The organism is Lentzea alba, assembly GCF_047445655.1.
Taxonomy (GTDB): domain Bacteria; phylum Actinomycetota; class Actinomycetes; order Mycobacteriales; family Pseudonocardiaceae; genus Lentzea; species Lentzea alba_A.
The window spans coordinates 70428-89548 of record NZ_JAJAEG010000025.1 but is presented as its reverse complement, the minus strand read 5'-3'; the positions used below and the strand labels follow the sequence as shown (position 1 = coordinate 89548).

Sequence of the window (19121 nt, the reverse complement as noted above, 5' to 3'; positions counted from 1 at the left end):
GGATCAGCCCCGGGTCAGCCGCGTTCGTCACCCTCGGCACCATGGAGTTCCGTCTGCTGGGCCAGTTCGAACTGCGCGACGGCGACCGCAACCACCACCTGGGCGGGCCGATGCAGCGCACCCTGCTGGCACACCTGCTGCTCGCCGACCAGACCGCGCGCACCACCGGCGACCTCACCCGCCGCCTGTGGGGCACCACAGCGACGGACGGCTCCACATCGACACTGCAGGTGCACGTGCTGAGGCTGCGCAGGCTCCTCAAGGCGACGGGTTGCGAGGCGACCATCGAGACCAGCCCCGGCGCCTACCGGATCAGCCTCGGCACCGACACCGCGGACGCCACCGAGTTCCACCGCAGGATCGGCGAGGCGAGGCACGCAGGCGACCTGGGGAGCGAGCTCAGCGCGTTGGACGCGGCGCTCGACCTGTGGCACGGCACCCCGCTGACCGGCGTGATCGCGGACTGGCAGAGGTTCCCGGAGGTCCGCGCGCTGACCGAGGCCCGCGACGAGGCCAGGGCGCGCCGCGCCGAACTCGCCATGATCCTCGGCAAGGTGCCGGACCTGCAGGACCTGCGCGACCTCGTGGCCGAGCACCCCGACCGCGAGCAGAACCGGCACCTGCTCATGTGGGCGCTGCACCGGGCCGGGCGACGCCGGGAGGCCCTGGCCACCTACGAGGACGCCTACCGCTACTCGGTCGGGGAGCTGGGCCTCGAACCGTGCCGACAGCTCAAGGAGCTGCAGCATCTGGTGCTGAGCGGCGGTTAGAGCCTGCGCAACCCCGCGAGCACCCGCTCCAGCAACGCTCCGTCCGGACGGTCGCCGCCGTAGGACGACGCCGTGCGGTGCACGTCGATCAGGCCGTGCGAGGCCATGTCGCCGAGCAGCACCTTGGTGACGCCCAGCGGCAGGCCGCGCAGGGCCGCGATCTCGGCCACCGACCGCGGCGAGTGGCACAGGGCCAGCACGTCCTGGTGTTCCGGGCGCACCGCGGTGGACGAGAACTCGTTCACCGAGACCAGCGTCTCGATCTCCAGGTGCACGTCGGAGGTGGTGCGGCCACCGGTCCACGCGTAGGCGCGCACGATCGACGCCGACGACTCGATGGACGGCAGCGGCGGCACGTCGAAGGGCAGCGTCGCGTACGGGTCCGGTTCCGGCACCGGGTCCGCGACGCGCGGCGCCTTCTTCTTGCCGCGCTTGCGGATCCTGGCGCTGTCGAAGCTGAAACCGCTGACCAGGTCGCCGAAGTTGACCTGCTCCTCTGGCTCTCTGCTCATGCCAGCTCGGCCCGCAGTTCCGGCGTGAGCAGCTGGCCCACCTGCCGCACGACCACCGTCATCTCGTACGCGACCTGCGCGACGTCGCTGGAGGACGCCGCCAGCACCGCGAGGACCGAGCCGTCGCTGATCGACGACAGCAGCATCACGCCCCGGTCCATCTGCACGACCGTGCGCACGACCGACTCGCCGGCGAAGCACTGCGACGCCGACTCCGCGAGCGAGACCACACCGGCCACGATCGCCGCGAACTGCGGGGCGACGTGCGCCGGCAGCTTCGACGACGAGATCAGCACCAACCCGTCGGCCGAGATCACCACCGCGTGCTCGATGCCGGGTGTGCGTTCGGCGAAGTTGGTGACCAGCCAGCCGAACTGGTCCACCTGCGTGCTCATCGACTCTCCTGGTGGTCGGGAAGGCCGCGCTGCACTCCGCGCTGGAAGGCGTCGAGGAAGCCTCGGGCCGACTCCGGCGACTGGCGTGCTGGTGCGGGGGGACGCGGCCCAGTGGCAGCCGGTGCCTCGAACCACGACGCCGACTCGTGCTCCGGCGCGGGCATCGGTGACCGCACCGGAAGCTGCTCGATCGCTTCCCCTCGGAAAGACTCCCAGGACTCTTCCCGTCGTGGTGCCAGTTCGGCCGGAACCAACACGATCGCGCGAGTGCCCTTGCCCTGTTGGGCATCGAGCCGTACCACGATCTGGTGGTGCGCGGCCAGCCTGCCGACGACGAAAAGTCCCATTTCGCGGAACACCTGGATCTCCGCGCCCTCGCCCGCGGCCTCCAGCCGCTGGTTCACCACGGCCAGCGCCTCGGGGTCGATGCCGATGCCGTGGTCGACCACGTCGATCTGCACGATGTCGCTCGCCTCGATCGACGCGCTGATCGAGACCTGGGTGTGCGGCGGCGAGAAAGCCGTTGCGTTGTCAAGAAGTTCGGCCAGCAGGCGGACGAGGTCGCTTGCCACGTAACCGACCACCTCGGCGTTCGGCGCCGTGTGCACCATCACCCGCTGGTACTGCTCGATCTCCGCGGCCGCCGCGCGCAGCACGTCGGTCAGCGGGATCGGCTTGTGGAACCGGCGCGCCACATCGCCGCCGGAGAGCACCATCAGGTTCTCGTTGTTGCGGCGCATGCGGGTCGCGAGGTGGTCGAGCTTGAAGAGGTTCGCGAGCTGGTCCGGGTCCTCCTCGTACTTCTCCAGCTCCTCCATCAGCTTGAGCTGGCGTTCGACGAGGCTCTGACTGCGCCGCGAGAGGTTCACGAAGATGTTGCGCATGTTCGCGCGCATACCGGCCTGCTCGATGACCGACTTCACGGCCTGCTGGTGCACCGCGTCGAACGCGCGCGCCACCTGGCCGAACTCCTCGGTCGTGTCCACCGGCACGGCTTCGATCTCCTTGCTGCCGCGCCCGGTCGCCACCATCTCAGGCAGTTTGTGCCACGCCACCTCAAGAGCGGAGCGGCGCAGCGCGTTCAAAGATCGCAGCAGGTAGCGGCCGACGACGAACCCGATGGTGCCGGCCAGGATCAGGCTCGCGAACAGGACGGCGGACGCGGTGCCGGCCGCGTCGCTCGTCTCGTCGCGCAGGCGGTTCGCGGTGTCGCGCAGGTCGTTCTGCAGACCCTGCACCACGCCGTCCAGCGACGCCGAGACCGCGTTGGAGGCCTTGGTCCAGTCCGAGGCCGCGATGGGCAACGCCTTGGGCCGGTTGTTGTTGCCCGTGTTGCCCGTGGTCGGCGCGGCGCCGTCCGAGGTCGGGTGCAGCACCGCGGTGGTCAGCATCTTGCGGTGCGACTCGATGTCCGGACCGTTGAAGAACGACCAGTACGAGTTGAGCTGGTCCTTCGTCGCGAGCGCGGCGAACTGGCTCGCGATGTAGCCGAGCTTGACGTTCGACTCGACCAGTGACCGAACCTCGGCCGTGACGAGCTGACCGCGGGTGAGCCCGGACAGCACGACCGCCTGCTGGTACAGGACCTGCTCCTGCACGTGCAGCGCGTGGTGCAGGCCCATCGCCGTGCGGGAGAGCGCGGCGTCGCCGAAGTCGCTCGCGATCACCTCGTCGACGTCGAGCATCGACTCGGTGAGGGAGGTGTACTCCTTGATGACACCCGGCACGTCGCCGGTCTTCTCCCGCAGCTGCGGGAGACCGTCGATGCGGGAGTGGACGTCGTCCATGCGGGCCGACGCGACCTCGCTGAGCGAGACCTTGCCGATGGCCTCGCGCAGCTTCGTGCGGGCCTCGTCCGTCGCGCGCACCTGATCGGCCAGGATCTGCGGGCCGGCGCCCTCGGCGATGATCCGCCGCTCGGCCTGCACCCCCTCGATCACGGGGATCAGTGCGGCCCGGACCTTCACCAGCCGCTGCAGCGCCGCGTACGACTCGGCGCGTTCCATGTGCGACTGGATCTGCAGAACGCCGGAGCCCACCGCGATGGCGACCGGAACGATCAACACCGCGGCGAGCTTCACCGGCAGGCGCCAGTTGCGCCAGTTGACGAGCTTGTCGATCATCAGACGAAGAGCTTGGCCGCGTTCAGGAAGAGCCGGTACAGGCCATAGGCGAGCGGGACGCCCACCCACAACCACGCACCGATCAGCAGCATGCGCTGGGAGTTCACTTCCGCACCACGCCTTCCGCGTCGTCCGCGTCTTCCTTGTCAGCCGTCTCGGCGACGTCCGCCGCCTCGGCCTCGTTCCACTTGGCGACCGTGGCCTCGTCGTCCGTCTTGGGCGCGGGCTTGTCGGTCTCGTCAGCGGTCTTGGGCTCGTGGAACTTCGGGTTGACCGGGCGGACCAACTCGTTCGCGACGAAACCGACGACCAGCAGCGAGATCATGATGTAGAACGACGTGGTGTACAAGTCGGGACCGGTGTGGCCCGCCTTCTTGCCCGCGTCCGCGATGGCGTTGACGATCAGCGGCCCCAGCACGCCGGCGACCGACCACGCGGTCAGCAGGCGACCGTGGATCGCGCCGACCTGGTAGGTGCCGAAGAGGTCCCGCAGGTAGGCCGGGATCGTGGCGAAACCGCCGCCGTAGAAGGACAGGATCACCATCGCCGCGACCACGAACAGCGGCACGCTGGACGAGCCGATCGTCAGCAGCGTCAGGTAGAGCAGCGCGCCGGCACCCAGGTAGACGCGGTAGATGTTCTTGCGCCCCACCAGGTCCGAGGTGGAGGACCACACGATCCGGCCCGCCATGTTCGCCGCCGACAGCAACGCGACGAAGCCGGTGGCCGCCGCCGTCGCGACCGGCGTCGACGACTCCTTGAAGAAGTCGACCAGCATGGGCGCGGCCTTCTCCAGGATGCCGATGCCCGCGGAGACGTTGAAGCACAGCACGACCCACAGCAGCCAGAACTGCGGCGTCTTGATCGCGTTGTTCGCGGAGACGTTGTGGGCGACGGTGGCCTTCGGCTTGTCCTTGAGCAGCGCCGCCTTCTCCTCGGTGAACTCCTTGGAGGGCAGGCGGATCAGCAGCACACCGAGGCTCATGAAGACCGCGTAGGCGAGGCCGTGCACGAGGAAGGCCTTGCCGATGCCTTCGGTGGAGGTGTTGCCGAACGCCGTGAGCATCGAGGTCGACCAGGGTGACGCGATCAACGCTCCGCCGCCGAAGCCCATGATCGCGATACCGGTCGCCATGCCCGGCCGGTCCGGGAACCACTTGATCAGCGTCGAGACCGGCGAGATGTAGCCGATGCCGAGACCGATGCCGCCGATCAGGCCGTAGCCCAGGACGACGACCCAGTACATGCCTGCCCACACGCCGACCGCCGAGATCAGCAGACCGGAGCAGAAGCACACCAGCGACATGAACATCGCCCAGCGCGGACCCCTGCGTTCCACGGTCGTGCCGAGCACCGCGGCCGAGAGCCCGAGCATCACGATACCGAGCTGGAAGGGCAATGCCGACTGCGTTCCCGTGATGCCCAGAGATTTCTCCAGAGGCGTCTTGAAGACGCTCCAGGCGTAGGCCTGACCAATGGAGAGATGAATCGCCAGAGCTGCGGGCGGAACGAGCCAGCGGTTCCATCCGGGAGGCGCGACTGTGCGTTCGCGCGCTAAGAACCCCACTTTATCCCCAACCGTCACCAAAAACGCGGACCGATCGATCCTAGGCCAGGTGTACACGTGCGACAACGGCCTGGACCAGTCGAACGCCGTCGAACGCCGTTGCATGTCGTGCAACTCCGCCTGGTAGGAGCCGAGCCATCCTCAGTTCGTACCATTTGAGACAAATGCAGTGTCCGGTTTTGCCCGTTTCCCGGTACTCCGCGACGTTGACTGCACACGTGAGAGCGCTACAGTGGTCGCCGCACGCAGAGGGGCGGGGGTACATGACCAAGGCGATGCGGTCGCCTGGAGAAGCGCAGTACGAGCACCGGGAAATGCGGGGTTTTGCGTCGTTCGACGACCCCGAGACTTTGTCGTACGTTGATTCGAACGGCAAACCGAACTTCGCACTGATTCGGCAGACCGACGAATTCCGCGCACTCCGCCGGAGCCTCACGACGTTCATCTTCCCGATGACGGCGCTTTTCCTCGCGTCCTACCTGACGTTCGTGCTGCTGTCCGCGTACGCGAAAGACTTCGTCAGCACCAAGGTGATCGGTGTGATCAACCTCGGGATCCTGCTCGGCCTCGGGCAGTTTGTGACTTCGATCATCATCACGCTCGGTTATGCCCGTTACGCAAAGCGACGGCTGGACCCGCAGCGCAAATTGCTCGCAGAGAAGACAGGCGTCGAGGAGTAAGGCATGCCCACCACCGGCAACCCGGTGCTGAACCTCAGCGTCTTCGCGGTGTTCGTCCTGATCACCCTCTACATCGTCTACCGCGCGTCGAGCCGGAACGTGACGGCGTCGGACTACTACGCGGCGGGCAGCTCGTTCACCGGCGCCCAGAACGGCGTCGCGCTCTCCGGCGACTTCCTCTCGGCCGCGTCGTTCCTCGGCATCTCCGGCGGCATCGCGGCGCACGGCTACGACGGGTTTCTCTACTCCGTCGGCTGGGTCGTGGCGTGGCTGGTCGGCCTGCTGCTGATCGCCGAGGGCCTGCGCAACACCGGCCGCTTCACCGTCGGCGACGTGCTGGCGTTCCGGATGAAGCAGCGCCCGGTCCGCGCGGCCGCCGCGAACGCGACCCTGGTGATCTCGTTCTTCTACATGATCGCGCAGATGGCCGGCGCCGGCGGTCTGATCGCACTGCTGCTCAACGTCTCGTCGAAGACCGGCCAGGCGTTCCTGATCGCGGTCGTCGGCATCGTCATGGTGCTCTACGTGCTGGTCGGCGGCATGAAGGGCACCACCTGGGTACAGATCATCAAGGCTGTCCTGCTGCTGCTCTGCGTGACGCTGATGAGCATCTTCCTGCTCGGCAAGTTCGGCTTCAGCCTGTCCGCGATCATGTCCGCGGCCACCGAGAACAACAAGCTCGGCACCGCTGTCCTCGACCCCGGCGTGAAGTACGGCTTCAGCACGATGTCCAAACTGGACTTCGTGTCCTTGGCTTTGTCGCTGGTGCTGGGCATCGCGTCGCTGCCGCACGTGCTGATGCGCTTCTACACCGTGCCGAACGCCTCGGAAGCCCGTCGTTCGGTCGTGTGGGCGACCTGGACGATGGTCATCTTCTACCTCTGCACGCTGGTGATCGGCTTCGGCGCGATGGCGCTGGTGGGCACCGAGACCATCGCCGCGGCACCAGGCGGCGAGAACTCCGCCGCGCCGCTGCTGGCGTTCCGGATCGGTGGCGCCGTGCTGCTCGGCGTCGTGTCCGCGGTCGCGTTCGCCACGATCCTCGCGGTCGTCGCGGGTCTGACCCTGGCGGCCTCGGCCTCGTTCGCCCACGACGTCTACGCGAACGTGATCAAGCGAGGGAATGCCGAGCCCCGCAAGGAGATCCGGGTCGCGCGGTTGACCGCGGTCGTGGTCGGCGTGCTGTCGATCATCGGCGGTATCGCGGCGAACGGTCAGAACGTGGCGTTCCTGGTGTCCTTGGCGCTCGCGCTGGCGGCCTCGGCGAACCTGTCCACGATCCTCTTCACGATCTTCTGGCGGCGCTTCAACACCACCGGCACGCTGTGGAGCATCTACGGCGGCCTGGGCTCGTGCCTGACGCTGATCATCTTCTCGCCGGTGATGTCCGGCGCGAAGACGTCGATCTTCCCGGACGTCGACTTCGCGTGGTTCCCGCTGGGCAACCCCGGTCTGGTGTCGATCCCGTTCTCGTTCCTGTGCGGGTTCCTCGGCACGATCTTCTCCAAGCAGGAGCCGGAGAAGGCCGACCTGGCCGCGGAGATGGAAGTCCGGGCGATCGCGGGAATCGGCACGAAGGCCTGAGTTCTGGATGAAGGGCTCTTTCGTCCACTTGAGGTGGATGAAAGAGCCCTTCATCGTTGACTACGGGCGGGCGACCAGCACCACGCCTTGGTCGCCGACGGCGTGCGGCCGGCGGGCGAAGTGCCGCCGCAGCGCGGGTTCCACGGCCACCAGCATCTCCGCGGCCGCCGGATGCTCCTCGTACCAGAAGTTCACCAGCGTGCGAGCCGCGGCCTGCACCCGTTGCTCCAGATCAGCCTCCGGGAAGTGCAGCGCGGCCTCCGTCCGGTACCGCTCGAACCGGCTGAACCCGTTGCCCGCCAGCACCTCCGCCGCCACGGCGAGCAGATACCCCTGGTCGTCCGGTGGCTCGCCGGCGATCGGCACGCAGGTCTCGTTCAGCAACGCCACAAGTTCGTTGTCCGGCGCGCCACCGATGAACACGACCTTCGCGTCGGGGTGTGAGAGGTCGACCACGCGGGCGATCTCCCGCAGCGACCGTTCGAGATCCGTGACGTAGGGCAGGATCCAGTTGGCCAGCACCACGTCGAAGGTGCCGTCGTCGAACGGCAGGTCCTCGGCGCTGCCCGGCAGGATCTCGATGTCCCCGCCCGTTTCCCGCAGCCTGGTCGCCCGGTCGGTGTGAGGTTCGACCGCCGTGCAGCCGCCCAGCTGCACGGCCACCGCACGGGTCAGCTCGCCGGTGCCGCCACCGACGTCGAGTGCGCGGGAGTTGCCGGACGTCAGCGACCGCACGAGTGCGATCTCCTCGCGGCGTTCAAGACGAGCCGCGAAGTCGAGCCAGCCGCGGCTGCTGAGCGCGTGCGGTCCGCGGTACTCGGTGGACAGCAGATCGGTCATGGAGCTCACTTCCTGATGTAGGTCGGGGCGAGACCCATGACCTGGGTGCGCAACGCCGGATCGGAAGTGAAGTCCCCCGCCAGGTGCGAGGTCACCATCACCGCGCCGTGGGCCTCCGCGCCGCGCATCGTCAGACACGCGTGCTCGGAGCGGATCAGGCAGGCGGCGCCGGACGCGGCCAGGTGTCCCATCAACGCCTCGACGACCTGCTCCCCGAGCCGTTCCTGGACCTGGGGCCGTGCCGCGAACTCCTGGATCACCCTGGCCAGTTTGGACAGTCCGACGATCTGACCTCCGGGCGCCGGAAGATAAGCGACCGTCGCCCGGCCGAGGAACGGCAGCACGTGGTGTTCGCACAGCGCCACGAACGGCACGTCGACCGCGGCGATCACGCCCTGGTTCACCGACTCCGGCGGGAACTGCACCCGCAGGTGCCTGGCGGGGTCGAGGCGCAGGCCGCTGGTCATCTCCGCCAGTGCCCGGACGAACCGCAGCGGTGTGCGTTCGGTGGACTCCGTGTCGCACGGGATGCCGAGCGCGGTGAACATCGCCCGCGCGTGCTCGGCGGCCTCGACGACCGCGGTGTCGGCCCACGCGGGACCGAGGCTGATGCTGGTGACTGTCATGGGGTTGAGCCCCTTTCGCTCTGACACCACGAGGCGGAGTTCACGTGCGTCTCGCGCACGGTCACCTCCGCGACACGGGCGCCGGGTGCGCTCGGCAGGTCGCGCAGCGCGTCGTCGACGACGCGGGCGATGAGTTCGGCGACGGCCTCGACGGTCGGGTGTGCCAGGCCTTCAGCGAGGTGTTCGGCGCCTTCGGGGTTGGCGGCACCGAACCGGTAGACCTTGCTCTTGTGCTCGGTCAGCACGTCCACCAGCGGGTCGTCGGCGCCGAGCATGGCGCCGTGGTCGAGGTGCGTGTCGATCCACTCGCGGACGCGGGCCTTCAGGGCGCCGAACTCGACGACGGCACCGGCGTGCAGGGCCGGCGCGGACACCTTGGCCTCCATCCACCACGAGTGGCCGTGCAGGTTCACGCACTTGCCCGCGAGGTGTGGAAGCCGGTGCGCGGTCTCGAAGTTGTGCCGCACGGACACCGAGTACGCGGTCATGCGATTCCCAGGTACTTGTGGGTCTGCACCGAGAGGCTCCACTTCGGGTTGCGCTTGCAGTACTCGATCGCGGCCTCGGTGTTGGCTACGACGTCCGGGCCGTCCATGGGTTGGAGCCGGAACGACTCGAACGGCAGGTGCTCGAACCGTTCGGGCTCGCCGTTCACCTGGGGGAAGACCAGCTTCAGCTCCTGGCCGCTGGTCGCGACGAGCTCGGAACCGAGCTTCGGGCTCACGCAGAGCCAGTCGATGCCCGGCGGCGGCACCTGGGTGCCGTTCGTCTCGACGGAGATCTCGAAGCCGCGGTCGTGCAACGCGTCGATGGCCGCGATGTCGAGCTGCAGCAACGGTTCCCCGCCCGTGCAGACGACGAACTTGCCCTCGTCCGAGTCGGCGGCCCACACGTTCGAAATGGCGGCCGCCAATTGCGATGCGGTTCTGAACTTTCCTCCGTTGACACCGTCGGTGCCGACGAAATCCGTGTCGCAGAATTGACAGACCGCGCGGTGGCGATCCTTCTCCAGCCCCGTCCACAGGTTGCACCGGGAGAAGCGGCAGAACACGGCGGGACGCCCGGCGTGCCTGCCCTCCCCCTGCAAGGTGTAGAAGATTTCTTTGACGAAGTAGGTCATGCCGGCACTGCCAAGTAACGCACGGGGTCCGCGATACCGGCCTCGTCGAAACCTTTCAAACGCAGCACACAGGTGTCGCACGTGCCGCACGCGACGCCGTCGGCGGGCGGGTCGTAGCAGCTCGATGTGAGCGAGTAGTCGACGCCGAGCTCGATGCCCTTGCGCACGATGTCGGCCTTGGTGAGGTCGATCAACGGCGCGTGCACGCGGATGCGGCCTTCGCCCACGATCGCGGACTTGGTGGCGAGGTTCGCCATGGCCTCGTAGGCCTCGATGTACTCCGGCCGGCAGTCCGGGTAGCCGCTGTAGTCGACCGCGTTGACCCCGGTGAACACGTCCCGCGCGCCCACGACCTCGGCGTACGCCAGCGCGAACGACAGGAAGATGGTGTTGCGGGCCGGCACGTACGTCGGCGGGATCTCCCCCGCCATCTGCTCTTCGTCGCGCCCCTTGGGCACCGCGATGTCGTCGGTCAGCGCGGAACCGCCGAAGACCCGCAGGTCGATGTCCGCGACGATGTGCCGCGCCACGCCGACCTGCTCGGCGACCCGCTTGGCCGCCGCGAGCTCGACGCTGTGCCGCTGGCCGTAGCTGAAGCTCAGCGCGTACGGGAGGAAACCTTGCTTCTTCGCGATGGCGAGGGTCGTGGTGGAATCAAGTCCACCACTGAGCAGAACGATTGCAGGCGCGTTCATGTGATCATCACCTTTTCCAGATGAGTCAATGCAGGGAAATGAGCGCCCGGACGTCGGCGGATCAAAGTCCGATTGATGCCAAACGTAGAGCGACGGATTTCCGGCCGTCAACACCCGAAAAAGGTTCTAGTGATACACGAGGGTTCGTGTATCAGCCGGGAATGATCCCGGACTCGTGCGCGATGATCGCGGCCTGCACGCGGTTCCGCACACCGAGCCGTCTCAAAATGGTACTTACGTACACTTTTACCGTACCTTCGACGACGTGGAGGCGAGCTGCGATCTCGGCGTTCGACAGCCCCGCGCCGACGAGTCCGAGCACCTCCCGCTCCCGTGCCGTCAGGACGGCGATCCGCTGCGTCGCAGCAGGCCTCGGACGTGCTCCCGACAGCTGATCGACGACTCTTTTCGCCACCAATGGAGACAAATACGCGGCACCAGTTGCGACGGCCCGCACTCCGGCGATGATCTCTTGCGGATCGCCGGTCTTCAGCACGAAGCCGGCGGCGCCCTCCCCGAGCGCCCGGCTGATGTAGGCGTCGTCGGCGAACGTCGTCAGCACCAGCGTCCGCGTGTCCGGGTGGCGCTCGCGGATCAGGTTCGCCGCGTCCAGCCCGTCGAGGCCGGGCATGCGGATGTCGAGGACGGCGACGTCGGGCCGGTGCCGCGCAACCAGGTCGAGCGCCTGGCTGCCGTTCTCCGCCTCCGCGACCACCTCGACGTCGTCCGCCGTCGCGAGCACGGCCTTCACCCCGAACCGGACCACGGGCTCGTCGTCGGCGAGCACCACCCTGATCAACCGGACCTCCTGACGAGCCACTCCTTGTGCACCAACCGGTCGCCGCGGAAGCACAGCTGGTGCAGATCGTGCCGCTCGTGGTCGAACGGGTTGGCGTGCGTCGAGTAGTACCGGCACTCGGTTCGCGGAGGGCCCTGGACCCCCAACGGGTTGTCGACCCGCGTGCGCAACGGCAGGTCCAGCGCGTCTTCTTCTTCGCCCAGCCCGGCCCGCGCGAACTGCTGCGGCGTGAGCACCGACGTCGCCGCGTCGAACACCATGTAGCCGGGCACACCGATGGCGATCCCCGCGCACACGACGGACGTGATCAGCACGGTCCGCTTGGCGCTCTTCCTGATCTCCGCCTCGGTGCTCTCGCGGCGCACGTGCGTGGGCGTGGTGCGCGGCAGCGGGCGCTCCGGCAGCTTCGCCCTGACCTCGAACCCGCCGTCCTTCGGCCCCGCGTCGAACCAGCCGCCGACGAGCGCGACGCGTTCGGCGAGGCCCACGAGTCCCTTTCCACTGCCGACGGCGGGTGGCCGCGGTGCCGGTCCGTTGGTGACGCGCAGTTCGAGCTTCGCGCTGAGCTCTACCTCTGTGCGGGCACCGGGCGCGTGCTTGATCACGTTCGTCAGCGCTTCCGCGACCACCCGGTGCACGGTCCTGGCGATGATCCCGTCGAGGGGTTCCCGCCGGCTGTTGATCAGCTTGACGTCGAGGCCGGAGCGTTCGACGACCTCCTCGATCGTCGCGACCGGGTCGTCCTCGTCGGCGCGCAGCACCTGCATGACGTCGGCGAGCCGTTCGGCGGCCGCCGTGACGCTGGCCCGCGCGGTCTTCGCGGCTTCACGTTGCTGGGCAGTCAGCGTCGGTTCGAGCTCGAGCGCCCCCACCAGCAACGCGGCCCGTGCCAGCTCGTGGCCGACCAGGTCGTGCATCTCACCGGCGAGACGGGCGCGCTCGGCGTTGCGGGCGTTGTCCGCGTCCCGTTCCAGCAGCGCGGCGTGCTCCCAGCCGACCTCCTTGAGCTGCGAGTAGCTCCGCCGGAACCTGCCGAACGCCCACGGCACCACGCCGAGCACCCCGATGCCGGACGTGACGGCGAGCGCGGTGTCGGACCCACCGCGTTCGGTCAGCGCGACCACGACTCCCGCGATCTCGGCGATGGTCAGCGCGATCGCGGTCGCACGGGGGTCCTTCGCGTTGCGCCCGGCGAAGAAGCTGGTGATCGCCAGCGCGGGCGCCAGCGCGATCACGCCGGTGTCGAACTCGACGCGAACCAGGTAGCAGACGAGCCAGGCGGCGAGCGCGAGCCCGAGCGCGACCGCCGGCCGGTTGCGCACGACCGCGAACGCCGCGACGAACACGATCAGGTAGAGCACGACCTCCCACGCCACGCCTGCCATCATCGCAGCCGGCTGAGCACCACGGTCGGCGCCTCGTCCGCACTCCGCTTCTGCTCGTTCTTCTTCTTGAGCGCAGCCGCGATTCCCCACGACACCAGTGCGCCGAGCAGGAGCCCCGCCGCGACGTCGTGTACATAGTGGACACCGACGACGACCCGCGACGCCGCCGCGGCCAGCGCGCAGACCGCCGCCACCCAGCCGAGCGTGCGGTGCATCGCCCAGATCGCCATCGCGGACGCACCCGCGATCACCGAGTGGTTGCTGGGGAACGACCAGTCGCCCGGTTCCGGGCACACCGCGAGCGAAGGCGCTGTGCGGCAAGGCCGTTCCTCTTGAACGACGAGCTTGACGACCTCGCTCACCGCGTACGCCACCACCACTCCGGCGCCGGCGAGGAACGCCCGCAGCCGGAGCTTCAGCAACAACCACCCGAACATCAGCGCGAACACGAAGAGCACCGCGTCGGTGCCGATCACAAGCCAAGTCACCCAGCCGAAGCTACGAAGATCGCGCTCGCGGCACCTCTGCTGATCGGAACCGATCAGACCTTACTTTCGACAAGGGCGGCATCTGGGGCGTGACGTTCGCGTTCGCGCTGTGGGGCGCAAAGCTCGTGCAGCTGCTCGGGCTGCACCCCGAGGCGTGGGAGTTCTGGCAGACGCCGGCCAACGCCAAGGCGCTGGCCGCTCCGATCTGGACGGACAAGACGTCGCTGACCAACATCGGCATCATGATCGGCGCCGCAATCGCTGCGGCGGCGGCCGGAGCGTGGAAGATTCACAGCACGATTCCGTGGCGCACGGCTCTGGCGGCCGTGCTGGGAGGAGTGCTGATGGGCATCGGGGCTCGGCTCGCCGGTGGCTGCAACGTCGGCGCGTACCTCGGCGGCATCTCCGTCGGGTCACTGCACGGGTGGCTGTGGGGCGTGTTCGCGCTCGGCGGCACGTGGATCGGGCTCCGGCTGAGGCCCCTGTTCGGCCTCGCGAACCCCAAACCGAGCGACTCGGTGTGCTGATCCAGCGCGCGGCCATCGCACTCGTCCAGGTCTTGGGCCTGGCCGTGTGGTTCTCGATGTCCGCGGTCGTCCCCTCGTTGCGGCACGAGTGGGGCATCAGCGCGGGTGCGGCGGTGTGGCTGACCGCGTCCGTGCAGCTCGGGTTCGTCACGGGCGCGGTCGGGGCCACGGTGCTCAACCTGGCCGACCGCGTCCGCCCGCACCTGCTGCTCGCGATCTCGGCGGCGGCCGGTGCGGGGTTCACGCTGCTGTTGGCGCTCGGAGTCGACGGGTTGTGGGCCGCGATTCCGCTGCGGTTCCTCACCGGCGTGGCATTGGCGGGCGTGTACCCGGTCGGGATGAAGCTGATGGCGTCCTGGTCGGAGACGCGGAACCGCGGGCGGGCGCTGGGTGTGTTGATCGGGGCGTTGACGTTGGGCTCGGCGCTTCCGCACGTGTTCGGGCGGCTGCCGTGGCGCGAGGTGCTGACAACAGCCGCGGCGATCGCGTTCGTGGGTGCGTTGGTCGCGTTCTTCGTCGTGCGGCCGGGGCCGTTTCTCACCGCCACGACGGCGCAGCTCAACCCGCGGTACGCCGTGCAGATGTTCCGCGAGCGCAAGCCGCGGCTGGTGAACCTCGGCTACTTCGGGCACATGTGGGAGCTTTACGCGCTGTGGACGTGGCTGCCGACGTTCCTCATCAGCGCGAACGCTCCCACCGGGCTCGCGGTGTTCCTCACGATGGGGGTGGCCGGGGCGGTCGGGTGTCTGATCGGCGGCTGGGCGGCGGATCGGTTCGGGCGTGCTCCGGCGGCGGTGGGGGCGCTCACCGTCAGCGGGGCGTGTTGCCTGCTCAGCCCGCTGGCGCATCAGGCCGGCACCGTGGCACTCATCGCGTTCTGCGCGGTGTGGGGTGCCTCGGTGATCGCGGACTCCGGGGTGTTCTCGACGTCGCTGAGCGAGGTCGCCGACCCGCGCTACGTCGGGACGGCGCTCACCGCGTTGACCGCCATCGGGTTCGGGCTGACGGTGGTCAGCATCCAGCTCGTGCCGCTGCTGGCCGAGGTCGTCACCTGGCGTTATGCGTTCTTGCTGCTCGTGCCGGGGCCGGTGATCGGAGCGCTGGCCATGCTCAGGACCAGGTCGTAGTAGCCCTCGGGGTTGTCGGCGCCGGACCGGCCGTCGATCAGCTCCCGCACGATGTCGCAGTGGCCCGCGTGCTGCGAGGTCTCGGCAACAACGCGGACGAGCAGGTGTCCGAACGTCGTCTGGCGCTTGTGTTCCGCCCACCACGACACCGAAGCCGGGGCGTCCAGAGCCAGAGAAGCGATCGACTCGTCGGAGTGCTTCCAGGCCAACCGGTACAGATCGAGCAAGTAGGAGCGCGACTCGGACGGTTTGGCCCACATGTCGCCGTTCTCCCAGACCGAACCGTCCTCGTTCCACGGCAGCGTGACCGGCGCCGGGCGGCCCGCGCTGTCACCGAGGTAGCCGAACTCGATGCCGATCAGGTGCTTCACCAGGCCGAGCAGGTTGGTGCCGCTGGGCACGAGCGGCCGGCGCGCGTCGTACTCACTCAGACCGTCCAAAGAGGACACGATGAAGTCGCGTGACTCCTGCAGGTACCGCTGGAGATCCTCAGCAATCATGGCCCGACCTCAACGACGACCTCTGACGGTTTCGCGACGGTTTCCGCAGCGGGGCGCAAAACGTCGGGCGCTGTTCCCCACTGGCTGTACTCGGCGATGCGGATCTCCTGCTGCCGGTCGTTCGTCGGCGCGGTCTGCTCGACCCGGAGCGGACGGTCCTCGTCGTCCACCACGACGACCAGCCGCACCTCGCCCTTCGTGTAGCCACCGGAGTGCGGCACCCCGCCCGCGCTGAGCACGTACCGGTTGTCCTCCCTCTCGACCAGCCGGAGCGTGTCGCGGTCGATGGACGTGAACAACGAACCGGGGTCGTACGCGCGTTCGTCCAGCGAGAGGTCGACGCCGAACCGCCCGACCCACACCCCTCCGCCGACGCCCATCTGCGCGAACGTCCTGCCAGGCGGCAGGGTCAGGTCGGAATGCTGCAGGTAGGTGTCGTGTCCGAGGGTCAGGGCGCGGTAGTCGATCACGCGGTAGCTGTTCTCGATGTGCGCGGTCACGTCCTGCTGCTCGGTGGCGCCGCCGCTGACGTTCACGTGCTGCACCCCGGCGAACGTGCGCCGCCGCGGGTCCCGGCCCTCGACCTTGATCTCGACGTTGAACCGCACCGACTTCTGCCACCGGACGGCGTCGAGCCACTGCTTGAGCAGCACCTTCGGGTCCGCAGGCGCGGACGAGCACGCGGCCAGCACCAGCAGCAGGGACAGGGCGAGACGCATGCCACGAGTCTGGCAAAACGCGTCGGTCCAGCACGCGGGAATGAGAAGGTCGAGAACGTGCAGAAACTGATCATTGCCGCAGCGCTCGGCGCCTCGCTCGTCGCCACGGCCGTGCCGGCGCAGGCAGGCACAGGCCATCGCGTCGACGCCGCCGCGGGGTGGCTCGCGAGACAGATGGCCGACGGCGAACGCCTGGAGACCGAGTTCGGTGGCGTGAAGTACCCGGACCAGGGCCTGACCATCGACGCGATCTTCGCGTTCGCGGCCGCCAAGCACTCCGACGAACACGGAGACCGCGCCATCGCGTGGCTCGCCAAGCCCGAGATCTCCACCGCGTACCTGGGCACGGACGGCGAGTCGTACGCCGGCGCGCACGCCAAGCTCGCCATCGCGGCCAGGGTGAAGGGCAAGGACCCGCGCTCGTTCGCCGGCGTCGACCTGATCGCCGGGCTCAAGGCGTTGCAGGCACCGTCCGGCCGGTTCTCCGACCGCTCGGAGTTCGGCGACTTCTCCAACGCCTTCACCCAGTCCTACGCCCTGATCGCACTCAGCAAGAACGCGCAGGGCGCCGCCTACCTGGCGAACACCCAGTGCCCGGACGGCGGTTTCCCGGTCACGTTCGAGGCAGCGCCGTGCGTGAGCGACGTCGACGCCACCGCCATCGTGATCCAGGCGCTGCGCACGCAGGGCAAGCCGACCGGCAACGCGGTCAAGTGGCTGCGGTCGAAGCAGCAGCCCGACGGCGGGTTCCCGAGCGCGCAGGGCGGTTCGAACGCCAACAGCACCGGTCTCGCGGCCCAGGTCATCCGCAACACCAAGGCGCGCGACTTCCTGAAGTCTCTGCAGGTGTGCGAAGGACCGGAAGCGGGCGCGATCGCGTTCGACGCGTCCGGCTTCAACAAGGCCAACGCCCCACGCGCAACCACTCAGGCCATCTTGGGGCTGACCGGCGCGAACCTCGCGACGTTGCGGGGCTAGCGGCTCCACCTCTGGTTGCTCTGCCCGGTGCAGGTCCACACGATCAACCGCGTGTTGTTCGCCGTGCCTGCACCGGACGCGTCCAGGCACAGCCCGGACTGGACGCCGACGATCGTGCCGTCGGAGTTGAACCGCCACTGCTGGTTCCCGGCGCCGTGACACGTCCACGTGACGACCCGAGAGCCAGGTGAAGTGCCTGCCGCGTCAAGGCAACGGTCACCGAACACCCGCACTTCGCCCGAAGGCCACGAGGTCCACAGCTGGTTCGCCGCACCGTGGCAGTCGTAGAGGATGACCGCGGCGCCAGGAGCGGTCGACGGGCCGGACACGTCCGTGCAACGACCGGATGCCGTACCGCGCAACGAGAAAGTGCTCGACGGGATCGGCGTGCCACCGCTGACCTTGAACACCGCCACCCCGTGCGCGGGAACCGAAGCCGACAGCGAGCTCACGACAGCACCGGTCCACTGGTCGACGATCGTGAACCCGCTGCCCGCCAAGCCGATCTCGGCCGGTGAAGCACTCAACGTCGTGGAAGCGTTGCCTCGGTTGAACAACCCGACCGCCACCGAGCCGTCGGACAGGGGCTTCACGTAGACGTTGTCCCGCACCCGCCGCCCGCCCGCGCCCAGCGGATCCTGGTTGATCGCGATCAGGCGTGAGTTGCGCAGCAACGCGCTGATGTCCGCAGACATCGAGCGAATGTCGTTGCCCGCCATCAACGGCGCTGCCATCAACGCCCACAGCGCGAAGTGCGAGCGCGACTCGGTCAGCGTCAGCCCGGGACGTCCGGCCACCAGCATGTCGGGGTCGTTGTAGTGCCCCGGACCTGTTTGCGCGGCAAGGGGTGCGTTGACGTCGAGCGCGTTGACGACACCCATCGGGTAGCTGTTGACGTTGCCGTTCTGCCAGATGTCCAGCACGTCCTCGGTGGTGCGCCAGAGGTCCGCGACCTGGCCCCAGTTGTAGTCGTCACCGGTCGGCGCGTGGTAGCTGTTCGGGTTGATGCTGAAGACGATCGGGCGCCCGGTGGCGCGCAACGCGTCCCGCATCACCGAGAACCGCGTGACCTGCTCGTCGCGGCTGCCCTCCGGCGAGCACCAGTCGTACTTCAGGTAGTCGACGCCCCAGGAGGCGAACGTCTGCGCGTCCTGCGCCTCGTGGCCCGCGCTGCCGGTGGAGCCGGGGTAGGCGTTGTTGCGCTGGGCGCACGTGCGGGCGGTCGGCACCTGGTAGATGCCGAACTTGAGCCCGCGCGCGTGCAGGTAGTCGCCCATGGCCTTCATGCCGCTGGGGAACCGGTCGGGAGATCCCCGCAGCGCACCGGACGCGTCACGGGCCGGGTCGAACCAGCAGTCGTCGATCACGACGTACTCGTAACCGGCGTCCCTCATGCCCGACGACACCATCGCGTCGGCGGTCTCACGGATCTTCGACTCGCTGATGTCGCAGCCGAACGTGTTCCACGAGTTCCAGCCGAGCGGCGGCGTCGGCGCGGGCTCATCCGCGGTCGGTGCCACGAGCAGGGAGGCGAGCAGGGCGCCAATGACCAGCATCGATTCCTCCAAGAGGTGAAGATTCTTCACCTTAGCGAGGAGTAACCCGTTCGGGAACGTTTGGACCAGACCAGGTCAGCGCCAGATCGCTCGAAAATCGCTCAAGTTTCGCTTGAGCGGCCGCTCCACT

Annotated in this window: 20 protein-coding genes and 2 pseudogenes; 6 read left to right on the top strand and 16 right to left on the bottom strand. The window is 68.4% G+C overall.

All coding sequences use genetic code 11. From position 1 onward, the window contains the following. Positions 1-41: 41 nt before the first annotated feature. The gene (locus tag LFM09_RS34860) at positions 42-770 is read left to right on the top strand and encodes an AfsR/SARP family transcriptional regulator (RefSeq protein WP_414100844.1); all 729 of its coding nucleotides are present in this window, start codon (positions 42-44) and stop codon (positions 768-770) included. Here LFM09_RS34860 and LFM09_RS34855 read toward each other — a convergent pair. The 5 genes and pseudogenes from LFM09_RS34855 to LFM09_RS34835 form a co-directional block, all read right to left on the bottom strand. After that, positions 767-1282, bottom strand: coding sequence for a DUF742 domain-containing protein (locus tag LFM09_RS34855; RefSeq protein ID WP_414100843.1), 516 nt, complete (start codon positions 1280-1282; stop codon positions 767-769). The two genes, LFM09_RS34860 and LFM09_RS34855, sit on opposite strands and share 4 nt — an antisense overlap. Next, a complete protein-coding gene (locus LFM09_RS34850; protein ID WP_414100842.1) occupies positions 1279-1677 on the bottom strand; it encodes a roadblock/LC7 domain-containing protein in 399 nt (132 codons plus the stop codon). The genes LFM09_RS34855 and LFM09_RS34850 overlap by 4 nt, the downstream gene beginning before the upstream one ends. After that, the gene (locus LFM09_RS34845; RefSeq protein ID WP_414100841.1) at positions 1674-3800 is read right to left on the bottom strand and encodes a nitrate- and nitrite sensing domain-containing protein; all 2127 of its coding nucleotides are present in this window, start codon (positions 3798-3800) and stop codon (positions 1674-1676) included. Before LFM09_RS34845 ends, LFM09_RS34850 begins: the two co-directional genes overlap by 4 nt. Further along, entirely contained in the window at positions 3800-3907 is a 108-nt protein-coding gene (locus tag LFM09_RS34840; protein WP_414100840.1) for an MFS transporter small subunit, read from the bottom strand. The genes LFM09_RS34845 and LFM09_RS34840 overlap by 1 nt, the downstream gene beginning before the upstream one ends. 128 nt (positions 3908-4035) lie before the next feature. Beyond that, positions 4036-5367 (bottom strand): annotated as a pseudogene (locus tag LFM09_RS34835) (OFA family MFS transporter); the annotation flags it as partial. Between the two features lie 263 nt (positions 5368-5630). Here LFM09_RS34835 and LFM09_RS34830 point away from each other — a divergent pair. Together LFM09_RS34830 and LFM09_RS34825 are read left to right on the top strand one after the other, a co-directional pair. Further along, positions 5631-6047: a DUF485 domain-containing protein gene (locus LFM09_RS34830; RefSeq protein ID WP_414100839.1), complete on the top strand. Its 417-nt coding sequence runs from the start codon at positions 5631-5633 to the stop codon at positions 6045-6047. A gap of 3 nt (positions 6048-6050) precedes the next feature. Further along, positions 6051-7631 (top strand): cation acetate symporter, encoded by a 1581-nt coding sequence (locus tag LFM09_RS34825; protein WP_414100838.1) that lies wholly within the window; start codon positions 6051-6053, stop codon positions 7629-7631. A gap of 60 nt (positions 7632-7691) precedes the next feature. Here LFM09_RS34825 and LFM09_RS34820 read toward each other — a convergent pair whose 3' ends face one another. The 8 genes from LFM09_RS34820 to LFM09_RS34785 all read right to left on the bottom strand — a co-directional run bounded on the left by LFM09_RS34820 (position 7692) and on the right by LFM09_RS34785 (position 13584). Then, on the bottom strand, positions 7692-8471 hold the full coding sequence (locus tag LFM09_RS34820; protein ID WP_414100837.1) for a class I SAM-dependent methyltransferase: 780 nt from the start codon (positions 8469-8471) through the stop codon (positions 7692-7694). A 5-nt stretch (positions 8472-8476) separates the two neighbouring features. Then, entirely contained in the window at positions 8477-9097 is a 621-nt protein-coding gene (folE, locus tag LFM09_RS34815; RefSeq protein ID WP_414100836.1) for a GTP cyclohydrolase I, read from the bottom strand. Beyond that, positions 9094-9585 (bottom strand): 6-pyruvoyl trahydropterin synthase family protein, encoded by a 492-nt coding sequence (locus LFM09_RS34810; protein ID WP_414100835.1) that lies wholly within the window; start codon positions 9583-9585, stop codon positions 9094-9096. Before LFM09_RS34810 ends, folE begins: the two co-directional genes overlap by 4 nt. Further along, on the bottom strand, positions 9582-10217 hold the full coding sequence (gene queE, locus LFM09_RS34805) for a 7-carboxy-7-deazaguanine synthase (protein WP_414100834.1): 636 nt from the start codon (positions 10215-10217) through the stop codon (positions 9582-9584). The genes LFM09_RS34810 and queE overlap by 4 nt, the downstream gene beginning before the upstream one ends. Next, entirely contained in the window at positions 10214-10912 is a 699-nt protein-coding gene (gene queC, locus LFM09_RS34800; RefSeq protein ID WP_414100833.1) for a 7-cyano-7-deazaguanine synthase QueC, read from the bottom strand. The genes queE and queC overlap by 4 nt, the downstream gene beginning before the upstream one ends. A 151-nt stretch (positions 10913-11063) precedes the next feature. After that, on the bottom strand, positions 11064-11711 hold the full coding sequence (locus LFM09_RS34795) for a response regulator (RefSeq protein ID WP_414100832.1): 648 nt from the start codon (positions 11709-11711) through the stop codon (positions 11064-11066). Then, positions 11708-13087 carry a sensor histidine kinase gene (locus LFM09_RS34790; RefSeq protein WP_414100831.1) on the bottom strand — a complete coding sequence of 460 codons (1380 nt, stop codon included), beginning with the start codon at positions 13085-13087 and terminating at the stop codon, positions 11708-11710. The genes LFM09_RS34795 and LFM09_RS34790 overlap by 4 nt, the downstream gene beginning before the upstream one ends. An 8-nt stretch (positions 13088-13095) precedes the next feature. After that, positions 13096-13584, bottom strand: coding sequence for a phosphatase PAP2 family protein (locus LFM09_RS34785; RefSeq protein ID WP_414100830.1), 489 nt, complete (start codon positions 13582-13584; stop codon positions 13096-13098). Between the two features lie 74 nt (positions 13585-13658). On the opposite strand from LFM09_RS34785, the pseudogene LFM09_RS34780 reads away from it, so the two are divergent. Together LFM09_RS34780 and LFM09_RS34775 are read left to right on the top strand one after the other, a co-directional pair. After that, positions 13659-14111, top strand: a pseudogene (locus LFM09_RS34780) (YeeE/YedE thiosulfate transporter family protein); the annotation flags it as partial. Continuing rightward, positions 14105-15238: an MFS transporter gene (locus tag LFM09_RS34775; RefSeq protein ID WP_414100829.1), complete on the top strand. Its 1134-nt coding sequence runs from the start codon at positions 14105-14107 to the stop codon at positions 15236-15238. The pseudogene LFM09_RS34780 and the gene LFM09_RS34775, both read left to right, overlap by 7 nt. Here LFM09_RS34775 and LFM09_RS34770 read toward each other — a convergent pair. Then, on the bottom strand, positions 15169-15738 hold the full coding sequence (locus tag LFM09_RS34770) for a DinB family protein (protein WP_414100828.1): 570 nt from the start codon (positions 15736-15738) through the stop codon (positions 15169-15171). The two genes, LFM09_RS34775 and LFM09_RS34770, sit on opposite strands and share 70 nt — an antisense overlap. Further along, positions 15735-16457: a hypothetical protein gene (locus tag LFM09_RS34765; protein WP_414100827.1), complete on the bottom strand. Its 723-nt coding sequence runs from the start codon at positions 16455-16457 to the stop codon at positions 15735-15737. The genes LFM09_RS34770 and LFM09_RS34765 overlap by 4 nt, the downstream gene beginning before the upstream one ends. A gap of 57 nt (positions 16458-16514) precedes the next feature. Between LFM09_RS34765 and LFM09_RS34760 the strand changes: the two genes are divergently transcribed. Continuing rightward, positions 16515-17435 carry a prenyltransferase/squalene oxidase repeat-containing protein gene (locus LFM09_RS34760; protein WP_414100826.1) on the top strand — a complete coding sequence of 307 codons (921 nt, stop codon included), beginning with the start codon at positions 16515-16517 and terminating at the stop codon, positions 17433-17435. Here the strand turns inward: LFM09_RS34760 and LFM09_RS34755 are convergent. Continuing rightward, entirely contained in the window at positions 17432-18991 is a 1560-nt protein-coding gene (locus LFM09_RS34755) for a glycoside hydrolase family 27 protein (RefSeq protein WP_414100825.1), read from the bottom strand. The two genes, LFM09_RS34760 and LFM09_RS34755, sit on opposite strands and share 4 nt — an antisense overlap. Positions 18992-19121 lie beyond the last annotated feature (130 nt).

Bases quoted from the DNA above. Each gene is read 5' to 3' on its own strand.
- LFM09_RS34850 (WP_414100842.1), bottom strand. From the start codon at position 1,677: ATGAGCACGCAGGTGGACCAGTTCGGCTGGCTGGTCACCAACTTCGCC.
- LFM09_RS34845 (WP_414100841.1), bottom strand. From the start codon at position 3,800: ATGATCGACAAGCTCGTCAACTGGCGCAACTGGCGCCTGCCGGTGAAG.
- LFM09_RS34825 (WP_414100838.1), top strand. From the start codon at position 6,051: ATGCCCACCACCGGCAACCCGGTGCTGAACCTCAGCGTCTTCGCGGTG.
- LFM09_RS34770 (WP_414100828.1), bottom strand. From the start codon at position 15,738: ATGATTGCTGAGGATCTCCAGCGGTACCTGCAGGAGTCACGCGACTTC.
- LFM09_RS34830 (WP_414100839.1), top strand. From the start codon at position 5,631: ATGACCAAGGCGATGCGGTCGCCTGGAGAAGCGCAGTACGAGCACCGG.
- LFM09_RS34765 (WP_414100827.1), bottom strand. From the start codon at position 16,457: ATGCGTCTCGCCCTGTCCCTGCTGCTGGTGCTGGCCGCGTGCTCGTCC.
- LFM09_RS34755 (WP_414100825.1), bottom strand. From the start codon at position 18,991: ATGCTGGTCATTGGCGCCCTGCTCGCCTCCCTGCTCGTGGCACCGACC.
- queC (WP_414100833.1), bottom strand. From the start codon at position 10,912: ATGAACGCGCCTGCAATCGTTCTGCTCAGTGGTGGACTTGATTCCACC.
- queE (WP_414100834.1), bottom strand. From the start codon at position 10,217: ATGACCTACTTCGTCAAAGAAATCTTCTACACCTTGCAGGGGGAGGGC.
- folE (WP_414100836.1), bottom strand. From the start codon at position 9,097: ATGACAGTCACCAGCATCAGCCTCGGTCCCGCGTGGGCCGACACCGCG.
- LFM09_RS34820 (WP_414100837.1), bottom strand. From the start codon at position 8,471: ATGACCGATCTGCTGTCCACCGAGTACCGCGGACCGCACGCGCTCAGC.
- LFM09_RS34855 (WP_414100843.1), bottom strand. From the start codon at position 1,282: ATGAGCAGAGAGCCAGAGGAGCAGGTCAACTTCGGCGACCTGGTCAGC.
- LFM09_RS34860 (WP_414100844.1), top strand. From the start codon at position 42: ATGGAGTTCCGTCTGCTGGGCCAGTTCGAACTGCGCGACGGCGACCGC.
- LFM09_RS34810 (WP_414100835.1), bottom strand. From the start codon at position 9,585: ATGACCGCGTACTCGGTGTCCGTGCGGCACAACTTCGAGACCGCGCAC.